We start from the raw sequence: 16,241 nt of genomic DNA, 5'->3' as shown, positions 1-16,241 counted from the left end.
GAGGGAATCGCATATGACCAACCCGTCGGACCCGTACGGCCAGCAGCCGGGGCAGCCGGGCTACGGGCATCCGCCGCCGGGCCCGCAACCGGGATACGGCGCACCGCAACCAGGATACGCCGCCCCGCCTCCCGGATATGGCGCGCAGCCCCAGCCCGGATACGGCACCCCACCACCGGGGTACGGCGCGCCCACCCCGGGATACGGTGCGCCGCAACCGAACTACGGCACCCCCCAGCCGGGTCCCGGCTACCCGCCGCCCGGCCCGGGATACGGCTATCCGCAGCCCGGGTACGGCCCGCCCGCGCCGTATGCGCACTGGTTCGCCCGGGTCGGGGGGTACCTGATCGACGCGCTGATCATCGGCGTGCCGTTCGGCATCCTGTACGGACTCGCGTTCGGTCTCGGCACCAAGGATGTGAGCTGCTCGTTCGACGACGACCCCTACAGTTCCTCGTACTCGTACTCCAGCTCGTGCACCGGCGGCGGCCTGACGGCCATCGGCATCATCCTGCTGCTGCTGGCCATCGCCGTCGGCATCGGTCTCGGGCTCTGGATCCTGTACCAGGAAGGCACCACCGGTCAGACGCCCGGTAAGAAGGTCGTCGGTATCCGCGTCATCAAGGAAGCCGACGGTCAGGTGCTGGGCTTCGGCATGGCGATCGTGCGCAAGCTGTGCCACATCCTCGACAACGCACTGTGCGGCCTCGGCTACCTGTGGCCGCTGTGGGACGAGAAGAACCAGACCTTCGCCGACAAGATCATCGGCACTATCGTCGTCCAGGCGCCGAGGTAACCCTCGGCTACTGCCTCTCGTCGCGACCCCGCCGCCCGCCCCGGGCCGCGGGGTCGTTTCATACCGGCCGCCGGCTCACACGCCTTTGGGAGCGCGTGCGGACATGAATCCGAACAGATACCCCGCCACCCGGCGCATCTGAATCTCCTCCGCGCCCTCGGTAATTCGGTAACGGCGATGATGACGATAGATGTGTTCGAACGGCTGATGCCGGGAGTACCCGAGTCCGCCGTAGACCTGCATGGCCCGATCGGCCGCCTCACAGCACAGCCGGTTGGCCCAGTAATTGCACATCGACACCTGCTCGGAGGCGGCGAAGGTGCCGTAGCGGTCCATCGTCCACGCGGTCTTGTGAATCAGGGTCCGCAGCATCTCGCACTGGGTGTGCAATTCCACCAGGGGGAACTGAATCGCCTGATTCTCGGCCAGCGGTTTACCGAACGGCTTGCGCTGCTTGGCGTACGCCACCGCCTGATCGATACAGTACTGCGCCGCACCCAGACTCGACGCGGCCTGCCGGATGCGGTTCTCGTTGAAGAAATGCTGCACCACCGCGAGTCCGCGGCCCTCCGGGCCGAATACCGCATCCGCGCCCACCCGCACATCACGCAGGGTCACCCGCCCGTGATCGGTGGGCATGTTGAACGTCCACAGATATTCCTCCACGGTGAATCCGCGAATATCGGTGGGCACCAGGAATGCGGTGATACCGGTCGCGTCGCCGGGGCTGCCCGCCGTGCGGGCGAAGACGAGATCCGCGTCGGCGGTGTGAATTCCGCTGTTCCAGGTCTTCTCGCCGGTGATCACCCAGTCGTCGCCGTCGCGGACCGCGCGAGTCTCCATATGGGTCGCATCGGAGCCGTGTTCGGATTCGGTGATGCCGAAGGCGAAGAACCGGGTACCGGCGGCCAGCCCCTCGACCCACTCGTCCTGCTGCTCGGGCGAACCGTATTCCAGCATCAACAACAGGCCCACATTGTTGGCGACGACCGCATGCTCGTTCTGCAGGTCGCAATGCAGGCCGAGCCCGCGATGAGCGAGATGCTCACGGATGACTGCCATATCGAGATTGCTGCCGCCGCGGCCGCCGAATTCGGGCGGGAAGGCGTACCGATAGTGCCCGGCCGCGTCGGCTACCCGGCGGGCGCGGGCCAGCAGCGCTTCCCAGTCGGCGCTGGGGGTTCCGCCGTTCTCCCAGTCGGTGCGCGCGTCCTCGCGGCGGTGATCGAAGAATCTGATGTTGTCGTCGGCGCGCTCGAGCGGCACGATCTCCCGTTCGATGAAGGCATCCAGTTCGGCCAGGTAGTCGGTGAGATCACGCGGTATGTCGAAATCCACAGCTGCTCCTACCGTTTCGGCCGGATCCAGATCGGTCCACCACGATATCGCGCCCACACCGTCGGAGTGGGCGCGATTCGCCGGGTAGTGCCGTCGCGCCGGAGCGCGAAACGGTCAGTGCGCGTTAGCGGTGCAGCTGGTCAACGCGATGGTGGCCGGGCGCGGGCTGGCGCTACCCAGATCCGGGAAGGGCGGTGCGCTGGGCCCGAGGAAATCGCGGGCCTGCTTCTCCGCCTCGACCTGGGTGGGACCCCAGCCGACCGCGATACGCCCGTCCGCTCCCTGGGCCACCGCGCCGCAGCCATTGCTGAAATCGAGAATCACCCGGCAGTCACCGCGGCCGCAATGCTGCCTCGCGGCAGTGTCCGCGCTGGGCGCGTCGGCGTAGTTGGCGGCCGCGGCCACCACACCGGTGCTGTCGGAGAAGGCGATCGCGCCGTGCAGGTCACCGTCGGCCTGAGCCGAACCGGCGGCCCCGCCCACCGCGAGCGCCGAACCGGCGAGCACGGCCACAGCCGTCGACCGCACTCGCCGCGAAACGATAAGAGACATCCGAAATCCACCCCGATCAACTCTGCGTATGTGACGCAGGCGATCCTTCTCCACACCGGGCCCGAATGTCCAATTCCCGGTCCTGGCAGGTGGTTTACGGCCGAGCTACACCGTGAAACCGAGAGCGCGCAGCTGTTCGCGGCCGTCGTCGGTGATCTTGTCCGGCCCCCACGGCGGCATCCAGACCCAGTTGATCTTCAGGTCCTCCACCAAGCCGCTGCGTACCAGCGCGTTGCGGGACTGATCCTCGATCACATCGGTGAGCGGGCAGGCCGCGGAGGTCAGAGTCATATCGAGCACCGCGACCTCGTCCTCCAGCCGCATTCCGTACACCAGGCCCAGATCGACGACGTTGATACCGAGCTCGGGGTCGACGACGTCACGCATCGCCTCCTCCAGATCGTCGAGCAGCGCCACCTGTTCCTGGGTGAGCTCGACCTCGGTGGCCGGCTGTTCGGTTTCCTGCGTCTCACTCATGACGTTCCCCATTTCCGGCGGATCCGTTTCCCATGATCCGCTTGGTCTCTTCCGCCGAGGTTATCCGGACCACAGCGTCCTTGAACGCCATCCAGCCCAGCAGTGCGCATTTGACCCGTGCCGGATACTTCGCGACACCGGCCAGGGCGATACCGTCGCCGATCACGTCCTCGTCACCTTCGACGGTGCCGCGGCTCGAGATCATCTCGCTGTAGGAGTCGACCACCTTCAGTGCCTGCTGCACGGGCTGGCCGATGACCTGATCGGTGAGGATCGAGGTGGCGGCCTGGCTGATCGAGCAGCCCTGCCCGTCGTAGGACACGTCGGCGACATCGCCGTTGTCGTCGATGTGCACCCGCAGTGTCACCTCGTCGCCGCAGGTCGGGTTGACGTGGTGCACCTCGGCACCGAACGGCTCCCGCAGCCCGCGGTGGTGCGGATGCTTGTAGTGGTCCAGGATCACTTCCTGGTACATCTGTTCCATACGCATTTGCGAATTCACGCCCCGTTCACTGGTCGCTCGCGCTCACCGCGTTCAACGGTCGGCCACTCCGAAGAATTTCTGCGCCTTGCGTACCGCGGCCACCAGCGCCTCCACCTCGTCGAGTGTGTTGTAGACGGCGAAGGAGGCACGAGCGGTGGCGGGCACGCCGAGCCGGCGCATCAGCGGCCAGGCACAGTGATGCCCGACCCGGATGGCGACACCCTCGTCGTCGAGAATCTGGCCCACATCGTGCGGGTGGATACCGTCGACCACGAACGACACCGCGCCGCCGCGATCCACATTCTCCGTCGGTCCCACGATCCGCACACCGTCGATCGCGCCGAGCCCCTCGAGCGCGGCGCCCACCAGCGTATGTTCGTGCGCGGCCACCGCGTCCATACCGATCGCTTCGAGGTACCGCACGGCGGCACCCAGACCGACCACCTGCGAGGTCATCGGCACACCGGCCTCGAACCGCTGCGGCGGGGCCGCGAACGTGGTGGCCTCCATGGTGACCGTCTCGATCATCGAACCACCGGTGATGAACGGCGGCGTCTCCTCGAGCAGCGCGTAGCGGCCGTAGAGCACACCCACACCGGACGGCCCCAGCATCTTGTGCCCGGAGAACGCCGCGAAATCGACACCGAGTTCGCGCAGGTTCACCGGCATATGCGGTACCGACTGGCAGGCATCGAGCACCACCAGCGCGCCCACGGCCTTGGCCCGGCGCACCATCTCCCGCACATCGGCGACCGCACCAGTGACGTTCGACTGATGGGTGAACGCGACGACCTTGGTCGCGGGCGACAGTTCCAGCGAATCCAGATCGATGCGTCCGTCGTCGGTGATGCCGTACCACTTCAGGGTGGCGCCCGTGCGGCGCGCGAGTTCCTGCCACGGCACGAGATTCGCGTGATGCTCCAGCTCGGTGATCACGATCTCGTCGCCGGGCCCCACGTGGTACGGGAAGCGATCGTCGGCGAACGAATACGTCACCAGATTCAGCGATTCGGTGGCGTTCTTGGTGAAGACGATCTCGTTCGCCTCCACACCCACGAATCGCGCGATGTCGGCGCGCGCGCCCTCGTAGGCGTCGGTCGCCTCCTCCGCCAGCTGATGCGCGCCCCGGTGCACCGCGGCGTTGGTGTGGGTCAGGAATTCACGTTCGGCGTCGAGGACGGCCAGCGGTCGCTGCGAGGTGGCCCCGGAATCCAGGTACACCAACGGTTTTCCGTCACGCACCGTCCGGCTCAGGATCGGGAAATCGGCCCGGATCCTGGCGACGTCGAGTGTGCGTGTCACAGCGGTCATCTCAGGCCCCCGCGGTCGCGGTCTGGGTGAAGCGGACGTAGCCGTTGGCGTCGAGTTCCTCCGCCAGCTCCGAGCCGCCCTCGGCCACGATCCGGCCACCGACGAACACGTGCACGAACTGCGGCTGGATGTAGCGCAGGATGCGGGTGTAGTGGGTGATCAGCAGCACGCCGCCGTGCTCGCGCTCCTGGTAGCGGTTGACGCCCTCGGACACGATGCGCAGCGCGTCGACGTCCAGACCCGAGTCGGTTTCGTCGAGGATCGCGATCTTCGGCTTCAGCAGGCCGAGCTGCAGGATCTCGTGGCGCTTCTTCTCACCGCCGGAGAAACCCTCGTTGACACTGCGGTCGGCGAAGGCGGCATCGATCTCGAGCTCGCCCATCGACTCCTTGACCTCCTTGACCCAGTGCCGCAGCTTCGGGGCCTCGCCACGCACGGCAGTGGCCGCGGTGCGCAGGAAGTTCGACATCGACACGCCCGGCACCTCGATCGGATACTGCATGGCCAGGAACAGCCCGGCCCGCGCCCGCTCGTCGACGGACATGGCCAGCACGTCCTCACCGTCGAGGGTGATCGAGCCCTGGGTCACCGTGTACTTGGGGTGACCGGCGATGGCATAGGACAGCGTGGACTTGCCGGAGCCGTTGGGGCCCATGATGGCGTGGGTCTCACCGGATTTCACGGTGAGGTTCACGCCCTTGAGGATCTTGATGGGCTCGCCGTTCTCGTCCGGATTGGCGACTTCGGCGTGCAGGTCCTTGATTTCGAGGGTGGTCATTGCATTCCTTCTGGGCTGGTGGAGGTTTCGGGCTGCCGGGCGGTGCTACACACCGATGGCGGCGAGTTCGGCCTCGATGGCCGACTCCAGCCGCTCCCGGAGCTCGACGACCGCGATCTTCTGGATGATCTCGTGGAAGAAACCACGCACCACCAGACGGCGGGCGGCCTCCTCCGGAATTCCGCGAGCGCGCAGATAGAACAGCTGCTCGTCGTCGAAACGCCCCGTGGCCGAAGCGTGGCCGGCGCCGATGATCTCGCCGGTCTCGATCTCGAGGTTCGGCACCGAATCGGCGCGGGCGCCGTCGGTGAGCACCAGGTTGCGGTTGGCCTCGTAGGTGTCGGTGCCCTCGGCCTCGGCGCGGATCAGCACATCGCCGACCCATACGGTGCGGGCGTCGGGCTTGGACGACGTCGGATCGCCCTGCAGCGCACCCTTGTACAGCACATTGGACTTGCAGTGCGGCTGCGCGTGGTCGACCAGCAGGCGCTGCTCGAAATGCTGGCCGTCGTCGGCGAAGTACAGGCCGAGCAGTTCGGCGTCGCCGCCCGGGCCGGCGTAGCGGACGGTCGCGGTGAACCGGACCAGATCCCCGCCGAGGGTGACTGCGGTGTGCCGCAGCACGGCGTCGCGGCCGAGCTCGGCGTGGTGGGCGGTCACGTGCACCGCGTCGTCGGCCCAGTCCTGCACCGCGACCACGGTGAGCTTGGCGCTGTCGCCGAGTACGAATTCCACGTTCTCGGCGTAGGTTCCGCTGCCGCGCTGGTCGATGACCACGGTGGCGACCGCGAAATTGCCGAGGCGGATCTGCAGATGACCGAAGGCGGTTCTGCTCTCACCGGGGCCGGTGATCGTGACGACGACCGGCTGCGCGATCTCGGTCTCGGCACCCACCGACACCACGGTCGCTTGTTCGAAGCCGGAATAGGCCTGGGCCGCGATGCGATCGGTGGGCACACCGCCCTGCCCGAGGCGCGCGTCGTCGCGGCCGACGGTCTCGACGGTCACCCCGTCGACCGCCTCCACCTCGACACCGGCCTGCGCGTCGCGCACCGCGGTGCCGTCGTGCAGACCGCGCAGCCGGCGCAGCGGAGTGAACCGCCACGCCTCGTCGTGCGCCGAGGGCACCTCGAAGGCGGCCACGTCGTACGAGGCGAACAGCTCGCCCTTGTTGACGGCCGGGACGCGGGCCTCGCCCGCGACAGCAACGTTGTTCATGGGAATTCCGGCTGTGTTGATCTGCTCGTTCGCAAGCTCACTCACTAGCCGACCGCTCCTTCCATCTGCAGCTCGATGAGCCGGTTGAGTTCGAGGGCGTATTCCATGGGCAGTTCCTTGGCGATGGGCTCGACGAAGCCACGCACCACCATCGCCATCGCCTCGTCCTCGGTGAGACCGCGGCTCATCAGGTAGAACAGCTGGTCGTCGGAGACCTTCGAGACGGTGGCCTCATGCCCCATCGTCACGTCGTCCTCGCGGATGTCGACGTAGGGGTAGGTGTCGGAGCGGCTGATCGTATCCACCAGCAGCGCATCGCATTTCACCGTCGACCTCGACCCGTGCGCGCCCTTGTTGACCTGGACCAGGCCGCGGTAGGACGCCCGGCCACCGCCGCGCGCCACCGACTTCGACACGATGTTCGACGAGGTGTTCGGCGCCAGGTGCAGCATCTTCGAACCGGTGTCCTGGTGCTGGCCCTCGCCCGCGAACGCCACCGACAGCACCTCGCCCTTGGCGTACTCGCCGGTCATCCAGACCGCGGGGTACTTCATGGTGACCTTGGAGCCGATATTGCCGTCGATCCACTCCATGGTCGCTCCCGCCTCCGCCTTGGCCCGCTTGGTGACCAGGTTGTAGACGTTGTTCGACCAGTTCTGGATGGTGGTGTAGCGGCAGCGGCCGCCCTTCTTGACGATGATCTCCACGACCGCCGAGTGCAGCGAGTCGGACTTGTAGATCGGGGCGGTGCAACCCTCGACGTAGTGCACGTAGGCGCCCTCGTCGACGATGATCAGCGTCCGCTCGAACTGGCCCATGTTCTCGGTATTGATCCGGAAGTAGGCCTGCAGCGGAATGTCGACGTGCACGCCCGGCGGCACGTAGATGAACGAACCGCCCGACCACACCGCGGTGTTGAGCGCGGAGAACTTGTTGTCACCGGCCGGAATCACCGAGCCGAAGTACTTCTGGAAGATCTCCGGGTGCTCCTTGAGACCGGTATCGGTGTCGAGGAAGATCACGCCCTGGGCCTCGAGATCCTCGCGGATCTGGTGGTAGACCACCTCGGACTCGTACTGCGCGGCCACACCGGCGACCAGACGCTGCTTCTCCGCCTCCGGGATCCCCAGCTTGTCGTAGGTGTTCTTGATGTCCTCGGGCAGATCTTCCCAGCTCTCCGCCTGCTTCTCGGTCGAGCGCACGAAGTACTTGATGTTGTCGAAGTCGATACCCTCGAGATTGGAACCCCAGCTCGGCATCGGCTTGCGATCGAAGATCCGCAGCGCCTTCAGGCGGGCGTCGAGCATCCACTCGGGCTCGTTCTTCTTCGCCGAGATATCGCGCACGACATCCTCGGACAGGCCGCGCTTGGCGCTGGCGCCGGCAGCATCCGAATCCGCCCACCCGTAGCCGTAGGTCCCCAGCGAGGCGATGGTCTCCTCTTGGGTCAGCGGCTGATTCTGGGGCGCATCGGATTCACGGCTCGCCGTGGTGGTCGACGTCATTCGGCACTCCTTCCGGAGTCGTTTCGAGCGGCCGTTGCGGGCTGTGCAACGGTGCGGGGTGCGGGCTGAGCGGTGCTCGTAGAGGCGGTGCTCGTAGGGGGAACGGACAGGGGGACGTGGGTGGTGCAGGCGCAGTCACCGTTGGCGATGGTGGCCAGTCGCTGCACGTGGGTGCCCAGCAACTCGCGAAACGCCTCGAGCTCGGCGGCGCACAGTTCCGGGAACTCCTCGGCCACATGCGACACCGGGCAGTGATGCTGGCATATCTGCACTCCGGAGCCGACTTCGCGGGTGGTGGCCGCGAATCCGGCATCACTGAACGCCTCGGCGATCTCACCGGCCTTGTCCGCCGTCGCCGCCGGAGTGTGCTGGGCGAGGCGGTCGATACCGGCGACGATCACGCCGACGCGGCGACGGGCGAAATCCATGATCGCCGTTTCACCGCCGATTTCACGCAGCTGCCGCATGGCGGCGCCGGCCAGATCGTCGTAGGCGTGCCCGAGCCGGCCTCGACCGGCGGCGGTCAGCTGGAACTGCTTGGCGGGACGGCCGCGACCCTGCTGCTGCCACGGCGCCGAACGCATGGCCCGAGCCTCGCCGGACTCGATCAGCGCGTCCAGATGGCGGCGCACACCGGCCGGACTCAGGCCCAATCGGCGACCGATCGCGGTCGCGGTGATCGGCCCCTCCTCCAGCAGCAGCCGCACGACGGCAGCGCGTGTATGCCCCTCGCCGGCGGCGGGCGCGGCCGAAGACCGCGCGTCCTGCCGACGCCCGGTATTCACCTCGTTCTCCCGCAAACCCACGGTTTTCACAACATCAGTGTGACGGAATTACTTCCCGCATTCTAGTAAGGGTCCCCTGACCAGCGGTCCGGCACTGCTCTCACCAGGGCGTTACCCGCCCGTGCAATACGCCACAGTCCGCCCCGCGACGTTGTGACGGATACGCCGCCCGACCCCGCTACGCTTGACCTCCGTGGCGGTTGTGGCAGGCGCATGGCGTAGGAGCATCGAGATCGGACGCCGGGCACTCGGCCTGGACGTGCCGCCCGCCGATCACACCATCGCGGTGCTGCACACCGTCGAGCCCGACGCGCCCGGACTGGACGCGCGCGAGACCGCGCAGTTCACCCGCATCCGGCTGCTCGGTGCCACCGGATCGGTATTGATGGCGATCAGCGCGCTCGGCGTCGCGGCCCAGCCGGTCCTGCAGAATCCGGTGTCCGGAGTCCGGGTCATCGGGGTGTTCGCGCGCTGGCAGACCTCGTCACTGGCGCTGTGCATGATCGGCACCGTCTTCGTGGTGATGGCCTGGCTGCTGCTCGGCCGGTTCGCGGTCGGCGGTTTCGGCGGTTCTCCGGTGCACCGGCTGAGCCGGTCCCAGCTCGATCGCACGCTGCTGCTGTGGATCATCCCGCTGTCGGTGGCGCCACCACTGTTCTCCAACGACGTCTACTCCTATCTGGCCCAGAGCGAGATCGCCGCCCGCGGACTGGATCCCTACGAGGTGGGTCCGGCCACCGGCCTCGGCCTGCACAACGTCCTGACCTACAACGTGCCCAACATCTGGCGCGACACCCCGGCCCCGTACGGGCCGCTGTTCGTCTGGATGGGCCGCGGTATCGCGCACGTGACCGGCGACAACATCATCGTCGGCGTCTGGGCGCACCGGCTGCTGGCGCTGGCCGGTGTGGCATTGATCGTGTGGGCGCTGCCGCGGCTGTCGCGACGCTGCGGAGTCGCGCCCGTCAGCGCGCTGTGGCTCGGCGCGGCCAATCCGCTCGTACTGTTCCACCTGGTCGGCGGCGTGCACAACGATGCGCTGATGCTCGGTCTCATGCTGGCCGGGATGGAGTTCTGCCTGCGCGCGCTGGCCACCGAACGCAGTGCCGGACTCGGCGGATTCGATCAGCGCGGATGGCTGCTGCTGACCTTCGGGACGGTGGTCATCACCCTGTCGTCGGCGGTGAAGATCACCTCGATCATCGCGCTCGGATTCGTCGGCATGGCCCTGGCCCGGCGCTGGGGACGCGGCTGGCGGCCGCTGCTGACCTCCGCCGCGGTACTTTTCGCGATCACCGCGGTCACCACACTGTTCGTCAGCTATACCTCCGGCCTGGGTTTCGGCTGGATCCACACCGTCAACACCGCCAGCGCGGTGCGCAGCTGGATGTCACTGCCCACCGCGATCGGCATCATCACCGGCTTCGGTGGCGTCCTGCTCGGCCTGGGTGATCACACCACCGCGCTGCTGAGCATCACCCGCCCCATCGCCGGCGCGGTGGCCGCGCTGATCACCGTGCGCATGCTCATCGCCACCTGGACCGGACGCCTGCAACCGGTCGGCGCGATGGGTGTCGCGCTCGCCGCGATCGTGCTGCTGTTCCCGGTCGTCCAGCCCTGGTATCTGCTGTGGGCCATCGTGCCGCTGGCCGCCTGGGCGACCACCGCGGCCTTCCGCGTGCCCGCGGTGATCTTCTCCGCGGTGGTCAGCGTGATGCTGATGCCACGCGGCGCCGACTTCGGGGTCTTCCAGATCATCGAGGCCGCGGTCGCGGTGGTCGTCGTCTCGCTCGGATTCATCGCGGTGACCCGCAATATCCTGCCGTGGCGCAGCCGGACGGGGGTGTCTGCTCCGTCACAGCCGGGCCCGGCATACGGTGTGTCATCGTGAGTGAGCGCGCGTCACAATCCGCCGTCAGCATCGATGGCGTCGTGAAACGCTACGGCGACACCACCGCCGTGGACGGGATCACCTTCGAGGTCGGTCGCGCGGAAGTGCTGGCACTGCTGGGTCCCAACGGCGCCGGGAAAACCACCACCGTCGAGATGTGCGAGGGCTTCCTGTCCCCCGACGCCGGATCGGTGCGGGTGCTCGGATTGGATCCGGTCGCCGACTCCGATCGGCTGCGCCCGCGCATCGGGGTGATGTTGCAGGGTGGTGGCGCCTATCCCGGGTCGCGTGCCGGGGAGATGCTCGACCTGGTCGCCTCCTACGCCGCCGATCCGCTGGATCCGCAATGGCTGCTCGATACCCTCGGCCTGCAGGACGCCCGCCGGACCCCGTATCGCCGGCTCTCGGGCGGGCAGCAACAGCGACTCGCGCTGGCGTGCGCCCTCGTCGGCCGGCCGGAACTGGTCTTCCTCGACGAGCCCACCGCCGGAATGGACGCCCAGGCACGGCATCTGGTGTGGGAACTGATCGACGCGCTGCGCCGCGACGGCGTCGGCATCCTGCTCACCACGCACATGATGGACGAGGCCGAACAGCTCGCCGATCGGCTGGTCATCATCGATCACGGCCGGATCGTGGCCGCCGGAACCCCGGCGGAGGTCACCTCCACCGGCGCCGAGGGACAGTTGCGCTTCACCGCGCCACCGAAACTCGATCTGACGCTGCTGGAAACCGCACTGCCGGAAGGGTTCTCACCGTGTGAGACCACACCCGGCTCCTATCTGCTGCGCGGCGACATCACCCCGCAGGTCCTGGCGACCATGACCGCCTGGTGCGCGCGGATCGACGTACTGCCCACCGACATCCGCATCGACCAGCGCCGCCTGGAGGATGTGTTCCTCGAACTCACCGGACGGGAGCTGCGCGGATGACCCGGAGCGCCGATCGATTCGCCCCCGGCACCTTCAGCCCCTCGCCGCGCCCGGCCCCGCGCGCGGCGATGCTGGCCGCGCAGACCCGCATGGAGCTGATCCTGTTGCTGCGCAACGGCGAACAGTTGCTGCTGACCATGTTCATCCCGATCACGTTGCTGATCGGGCTCACCCTGCTGCCGCTGGGTTCCAGTCTCGGCGAGCATCACAAGGTCGACCGGATCGTGCCCGCGGTGATGATGGTCGCGATCATGTCCACCGCCTTCACGGGTCAGGCCATCGCGGTCGGCTTCGACCGACGCTACGGTGCGCTGAAACGCCTGGGCGCCACCGCCTTACCACGCTGGGGCATCGTCGGCGGCAAATGCGCCGCGGTGCTGATCGTCGTGGTCCTGCAATCGATTCTGCTCGGCCTGATCGGCGTGGCTCTGGGCTGGCGGCCCTCGATCGGCGGCCTGATTCTCGGGGCGATCGTCATCGCCCTGGGCACCGCCTCCTTCGCCGCGATGGGACTGCTGCTGGGCGGCACCCTGAAAGCCGAGATCGTGCTGGCGCTGGCGAATATTCTCTGGTTCGCGATGCTCGGCGTCGCGAGCCTGGTGTTCGCCTCCGACAGCCTGCCGCACGGGGTGACGATCGCCGCCCGCTTGATCCCGTCCGGCGCCCTGGCCGAGGCATTGGACCGGGCACTGCACACCGGCCTGGACTGGTACGGGATCGTGGTGCTGGTCGTCTGGGGTGCGGTCACCGGCTGGCTCGCGACCCGGCTGTTCCGCTTCGACTAGGACTTCGCCGCGACGCGGCCGAGAGAGCAACGACACAACGTAGTAGCCCCGCTGCGGGCGCCGATCCGGCTGCGTCTACCATCGTTTCGTGCTGTCACGCGCGTTTGTGCGACTCGTCGACTTTCTGCCGCTGCCCTCTCCGCGGGTGCAGCGGATCATCGCGCTCGCGGTGATCCTGTCTCAGGCCGGAATCTCGGTCACCGGCGCGGTCGTGCGCGTCACGTCCTCCGGACTGGGCTGCCCGACCTGGCCGCAGTGCTTCCCCGGCAGTTTCACCCCCGTCGCTCATGCCGAGGTGCCGGCGCTGCACCAGGCGGTCGAGTTCTCCAACCGGCTGCTGACCTTCGCCGTCACCCTGTGCGCCGCGCTGGTGGTGCTGGCTGTGGTGCGCGCCCGGCGGCGGCGGGAGGTGCTCGTCTACGCCTGGCTGATGCCCGGCGGAACGGTGCTGCAGGCCGTGATCGGCGGCATCACCGTGCGCACCGGTCTGCTCTGGTGGACCGTGTCGGTCCACCTGCTCGCCTCGATGCTGATGGTGTGGCTGGCCACCCTGCTGTTCGCGAAGGTCGGCGAACCGGACGACGGCGTCGACGTGGTGCAGGTTCCCGCCCCGCTGCGCTGGCTCACGGCGTTGACCGCGGTCGCGATGACCGGCACCCTCATCGCCGGCACCCTGGTGACCGGCGCCGGCCCGCACGCCGGCGACAAGAGCGTGGAGCGACCGGTGGCACGGCTGCAGGTCGAGATCGTCACCCTGGTCCACGCGCACGCCGAAATGCTGGTGGCGTATCTGGCGCTGCTCGTCGGCTTGAGCTTCGGCCTGGCCGCGGTCGGCATGACCCGCGCGATCCGCGTCCGGCTGATCGTGGTGATCGCGACGGTCTGCGCACAGGCGTTGATCGGCATCGTCCAGTACTTCACCCACGTTCCGGCGGCACTGGTCGTGTTCCACGTCGGCGGCGCCACCGCCTGTATCGCCGCCACCGCCGCGCTGTGGGCATCGATGCGGGTCCGCGAACAGGTCACCGCACCCGCGCCCGAGGCGGCGCCACACCCGGCCTGATCCGGGCCCGGACTCATCCGGGCAGTCGCCCGATCGCGTCCCAGTCGCGGATCGCGGCACAGCTGCGGCGGACCATCGCGGCGAACATCTGCTCGCCGCGCGCGGTCGGAGTGCCGTAGGCGGCGCCGAATACCGCCACCAGCGGGCACTGCACCAGCGCGAAGCCGTAATCCGCCCGGCAGCACTCGAGGGTGTATCCGGTGACACCGTGCGCGCTCAGAGCACCGTGATACGCCTCGATGAGGTCGTCTTCGTGTGCTCGCCGATCTTCGGGTTCCAGACTCGTGGCGATGAAATACGCCAGGTCGCGCGCCGGCAGCCCGATTCCCAGCGTCTGCCAGTCCACCGCCCAGACTTCGACGTCGCCGGTGTCGCCGGCCGCGCCGAACATCAGATTGTCGAGCCGGTAGTCACCGTGGATCGGGGCGAACCGCTCCGGTGCCGCGAGGAGCCACGCCGCGATATCGGGCACACAGCCGCGCAAGGTGGCGTGATCCTCGATCGCCAGCCGCTCCCCCAGCCGCTCGAGGAAGATCTCCGTTGCGGGACCGTACAATTCGGCCAGCGCCTCGGCCTCGGCCGGGCCGTTGGGGTCGAGTCCGTCGATGTCGGCCAGCGCGGGGTCGCACCAGCGCGGTCCGTGCAACCCGGCGAGGTTGCGCACCGCCGCGTAAGCCTGCGCCACCGAGCATCCCGACAACTGGTCACCCTGGCGAGCGGGGGCCAGATCGTCGAGCAACAGGGTGAATTCCGCGCCGCCCGCGGTGAATTCGGCGTATCGGCAGCCGGGGACGCGCACCGCGACGGTCGGCGCGATCTCGGTGTAGAAGCGGATCTCCTGCCGATACGCGCCCGCCAGCATCGCGCGCGCGGCGGGATCGGCCGCAGGCAGTTTCGCCATCAGGCGCCGCGGCGCGGCGTCGCCGGTGATCTCCAGCCGGAAGACCGAACCGATCTGCCCGGTGCCGACCGGCGTCGCGGTCACCGCCCGCACCGGCGCCGACAGCGCGTTGGTCAGCCAATCCGGTGAGATCTGCCCGGCGTCGACCACGACGCCCGAGGTTGCCGACATCTCCGCACTCCCTCCGCCCGGACATAAGGCCGGACACTTGTCCGGGACGGTAACACGGGATACACCGGGCCGAAGCGAAATATGCGCGGCCGGACAACAGGAACGGCCGATGCTCACCCCGCGACCACAGGTGCCGGAGCTGGGACATAATTCATCCATGCCGACCTATGCCTACCGCTGCCGGGAATGTACGGAGTCGTTCGAACTGACCCGGCCCATGAGCGAATCCGGGGACCCGGCGATCTGTCCGGGCGGTCACCGGGACACGGTCAAACTGCTCACCACCGTCGCCATCACCGGATCGGCCGCGCCCGCCGCGCCCGCCGCCCCGGCCGCCGGTGGTGGTTGTTGCGGCGGCGGCTGCTGCGGCTGATCCCGGCTACTCCCGGTCGGCGATCACCACGCGGCCCAGTCCGTAGGCTCGCGACCGGTGCGCCGGCACCTCGAGCCGGCGGGCCACCTCGATCAATTCGACATCGGAGGTCACGGTGAGCCCGAACCGGGTCAGCAGCGCGTCCATCTCGGCCGGTGACCACGCCGACAGATGTGGTTCGTCTGCCAGCGGATCGCGAGCACCGGTCAGCGTGCTGTAGATCCGCATCCCCGCGCGGCCGAGCCCGGCGAACCGATTCGGCGTGGGGTAGGTCGCGATCAGCCGGCTGCCCGGCGCACTGCGAGCGGCGACGATCGCCAGCGTCGACTCGACCTGGGCCTGGGTCAGATACGGCAGCACCCCTTCCCAGATCCAGGTGGTGGCTACCGCGTTCCGATGGCCCGCGTCGGCCAGCCTCGCGCCCAGATCGTCGCGGCCGAATTCCACGGGAACATGGGTGAGCGACTTCGCGACGGGCGACAGTGCCGCCGCACGCTCACGCTTATCCGCTTGTGAGGCAGGATGATCGACCTCGAAGACCTCGGCCGCCGGTTCACTCATCCGCCAGGCTCGCCCGTCGAGGCCGGCGCCGAGAATCACCAGCTGGCCGGCACCGCCCGCGCGAATCGCATCGTCGATGACGGCCGTCCGGGTCGCCAGTACCGCGGCGGTCGCGGTGAGCATCTCGTATTCGAGCCGGTCACGCCAGCCCCGCGGCGGCTCCCCCGCCCGCGCGCGCCGCACCGCTTCGCGTTCGTCCTCGCGAAGCAGTTGTGCCGCAATCGGATCGGAGAACGCGCCGATCGCCAGTCGGTCGTGTGCCACCGCCCGGCCCTGACATACCAGGACCGCGGTCCGGCTCGCCGGTTTATCCGTCACCC

At 68.2% G+C, this 16,241-nt stretch carries 17 protein-coding genes; 6 read left to right on the top strand and 11 right to left on the bottom strand.

Annotated elements, in window-relative coordinates:
• The first annotated feature begins 13 nt into the window (after nucleotides 1-13).
• On the top strand, nucleotides 14-796 hold the full coding sequence (locus tag LKD76_RS14640) for an RDD family protein (RefSeq protein ID WP_227981880.1): 783 nt from the start codon (nucleotides 14-16) through the stop codon (nucleotides 794-796).
• A 75-nt stretch (nucleotides 797-871) separates the two neighbouring features.
• On the opposite strand, the gene LKD76_RS14635 is transcribed toward LKD76_RS14640, so the two are convergent.
• From LKD76_RS14635 to LKD76_RS14595, 9 genes are all read right to left on the bottom strand, one after another.
• Nucleotides 872-2,134: an acyl-CoA dehydrogenase family protein gene (locus LKD76_RS14635; protein ID WP_227981879.1), complete on the bottom strand. Its 1,263-nt coding sequence runs from the start codon at nucleotides 2,132-2,134 to the stop codon at nucleotides 872-874.
• Between the two features lie 114 nt (nucleotides 2,135-2,248).
• A complete protein-coding gene (locus tag LKD76_RS14630; RefSeq protein ID WP_227981877.1) occupies nucleotides 2,249-2,686 on the bottom strand; it encodes a DUF4189 domain-containing protein in 438 nt (145 codons plus the stop codon).
• A gap of 105 nt (nucleotides 2,687-2,791) precedes the next feature.
• On the bottom strand, nucleotides 2,792-3,163 hold the full coding sequence (locus LKD76_RS14625; protein WP_227981875.1) for a metal-sulfur cluster assembly factor: 372 nt from the start codon (nucleotides 3,161-3,163) through the stop codon (nucleotides 2,792-2,794).
• On the bottom strand, nucleotides 3,156-3,653 hold the full coding sequence (gene sufU / locus LKD76_RS14620; RefSeq protein ID WP_227981874.1) for a Fe-S cluster assembly sulfur transfer protein SufU: 498 nt from the start codon (nucleotides 3,651-3,653) through the stop codon (nucleotides 3,156-3,158). The genes LKD76_RS14625 and sufU overlap by 8 nt, the downstream gene beginning before the upstream one ends.
• Nucleotides 3,654-3,698: 45 nt before the next feature.
• Nucleotides 3,699-4,958: a cysteine desulfurase gene (locus tag LKD76_RS14615; RefSeq protein ID WP_227981873.1), complete on the bottom strand. Its 1,260-nt coding sequence runs from the start codon at nucleotides 4,956-4,958 to the stop codon at nucleotides 3,699-3,701.
• A gap of 1 nt (nucleotide 4,959) precedes the next feature.
• Nucleotides 4,960-5,736: a Fe-S cluster assembly ATPase SufC gene (gene sufC, locus LKD76_RS14610; protein ID WP_227981872.1), complete on the bottom strand. Its 777-nt coding sequence runs from the start codon at nucleotides 5,734-5,736 to the stop codon at nucleotides 4,960-4,962.
• A gap of 45 nt (nucleotides 5,737-5,781) precedes the next feature.
• Nucleotides 5,782-6,954 (bottom strand): Fe-S cluster assembly protein SufD, encoded by a 1,173-nt coding sequence (sufD, locus tag LKD76_RS14605; RefSeq protein ID WP_227985249.1) that lies wholly within the window; start codon nucleotides 6,952-6,954, stop codon nucleotides 5,782-5,784.
• 44 nt (nucleotides 6,955-6,998) lie between these two features.
• Complete coding sequence (gene sufB, locus LKD76_RS14600; RefSeq protein ID WP_227981871.1) at nucleotides 6,999-8,459, bottom strand: Fe-S cluster assembly protein SufB; 1,461 nt, start codon at nucleotides 8,457-8,459, stop codon at nucleotides 6,999-7,001.
• Nucleotides 8,456-9,265 (bottom strand): helix-turn-helix transcriptional regulator, encoded by an 810-nt coding sequence (locus LKD76_RS14595; RefSeq protein WP_372465985.1) that lies wholly within the window; start codon nucleotides 9,263-9,265, stop codon nucleotides 8,456-8,458. The genes sufB and LKD76_RS14595 overlap by 4 nt, the downstream gene beginning before the upstream one ends.
• Before the next feature lie 172 nt (nucleotides 9,266-9,437).
• On the opposite strand from LKD76_RS14595, the gene mptB reads away from it, so the two are divergent.
• The 4 genes from mptB (at nucleotide 9,438) to LKD76_RS14575 (ending at nucleotide 13,915) form a co-directional block, all read left to right on the top strand.
• Nucleotides 9,438-11,135 carry a polyprenol phosphomannose-dependent alpha 1,6 mannosyltransferase MptB gene (gene mptB / locus LKD76_RS14590; protein ID WP_227981870.1) on the top strand — a complete coding sequence of 566 codons (1,698 nt, stop codon included), beginning with the start codon at nucleotides 9,438-9,440 and terminating at the stop codon, nucleotides 11,133-11,135.
• Entirely contained in the window at nucleotides 11,132-12,067 is a 936-nt protein-coding gene (locus LKD76_RS14585; protein WP_227981869.1) for an ABC transporter ATP-binding protein, read from the top strand. The genes mptB and LKD76_RS14585 overlap by 4 nt, the downstream gene beginning before the upstream one ends.
• Nucleotides 12,064-12,852 (top strand): ABC transporter permease, encoded by a 789-nt coding sequence (locus LKD76_RS14580; RefSeq protein WP_227981868.1) that lies wholly within the window; start codon nucleotides 12,064-12,066, stop codon nucleotides 12,850-12,852. The genes LKD76_RS14585 and LKD76_RS14580 overlap by 4 nt, the downstream gene beginning before the upstream one ends.
• A gap of 88 nt (nucleotides 12,853-12,940) precedes the next feature.
• The gene (locus LKD76_RS14575) at nucleotides 12,941-13,915 is read left to right on the top strand and encodes a COX15/CtaA family protein (protein WP_227981867.1); all 975 of its coding nucleotides are present in this window, start codon (nucleotides 12,941-12,943) and stop codon (nucleotides 13,913-13,915) included.
• Between the two features lie 13 nt (nucleotides 13,916-13,928).
• Here LKD76_RS14575 and LKD76_RS14570 read toward each other — a convergent pair whose 3' ends face one another.
• Nucleotides 13,929-14,987: a phosphotransferase gene (locus LKD76_RS14570; protein ID WP_227981866.1), complete on the bottom strand. Its 1,059-nt coding sequence runs from the start codon at nucleotides 14,985-14,987 to the stop codon at nucleotides 13,929-13,931.
• A gap of 109 nt (nucleotides 14,988-15,096) precedes the next feature.
• Here LKD76_RS14570 and LKD76_RS14565 point away from each other — a divergent pair, with 109 nt between their 5' ends.
• Nucleotides 15,097-15,360 carry an FmdB family zinc ribbon protein gene (locus LKD76_RS14565; protein ID WP_227981865.1) on the top strand — a complete coding sequence of 88 codons (264 nt, stop codon included), beginning with the start codon at nucleotides 15,097-15,099 and terminating at the stop codon, nucleotides 15,358-15,360.
• 6 nt (nucleotides 15,361-15,366) lie between these two features.
• On the opposite strand, the gene LKD76_RS14560 is transcribed toward LKD76_RS14565, so the two are convergent.
• Entirely contained in the window at nucleotides 15,367-16,239 is an 873-nt protein-coding gene (locus tag LKD76_RS14560) for a class I SAM-dependent methyltransferase (RefSeq protein ID WP_227981864.1), read from the bottom strand.
• Nucleotides 16,240-16,241 lie beyond the last annotated feature (2 nt).

This window comes from Nocardia spumae, from assembly GCF_020733635.1.
GTDB classification, from domain to species: Bacteria; Actinomycetota; Actinomycetes; order Mycobacteriales; family Mycobacteriaceae; genus Nocardia; species Nocardia spumae.
Note: the sequence above shows the minus strand (reverse complement) of the source record. Positions and strands in the feature narration are given on the sequence as shown.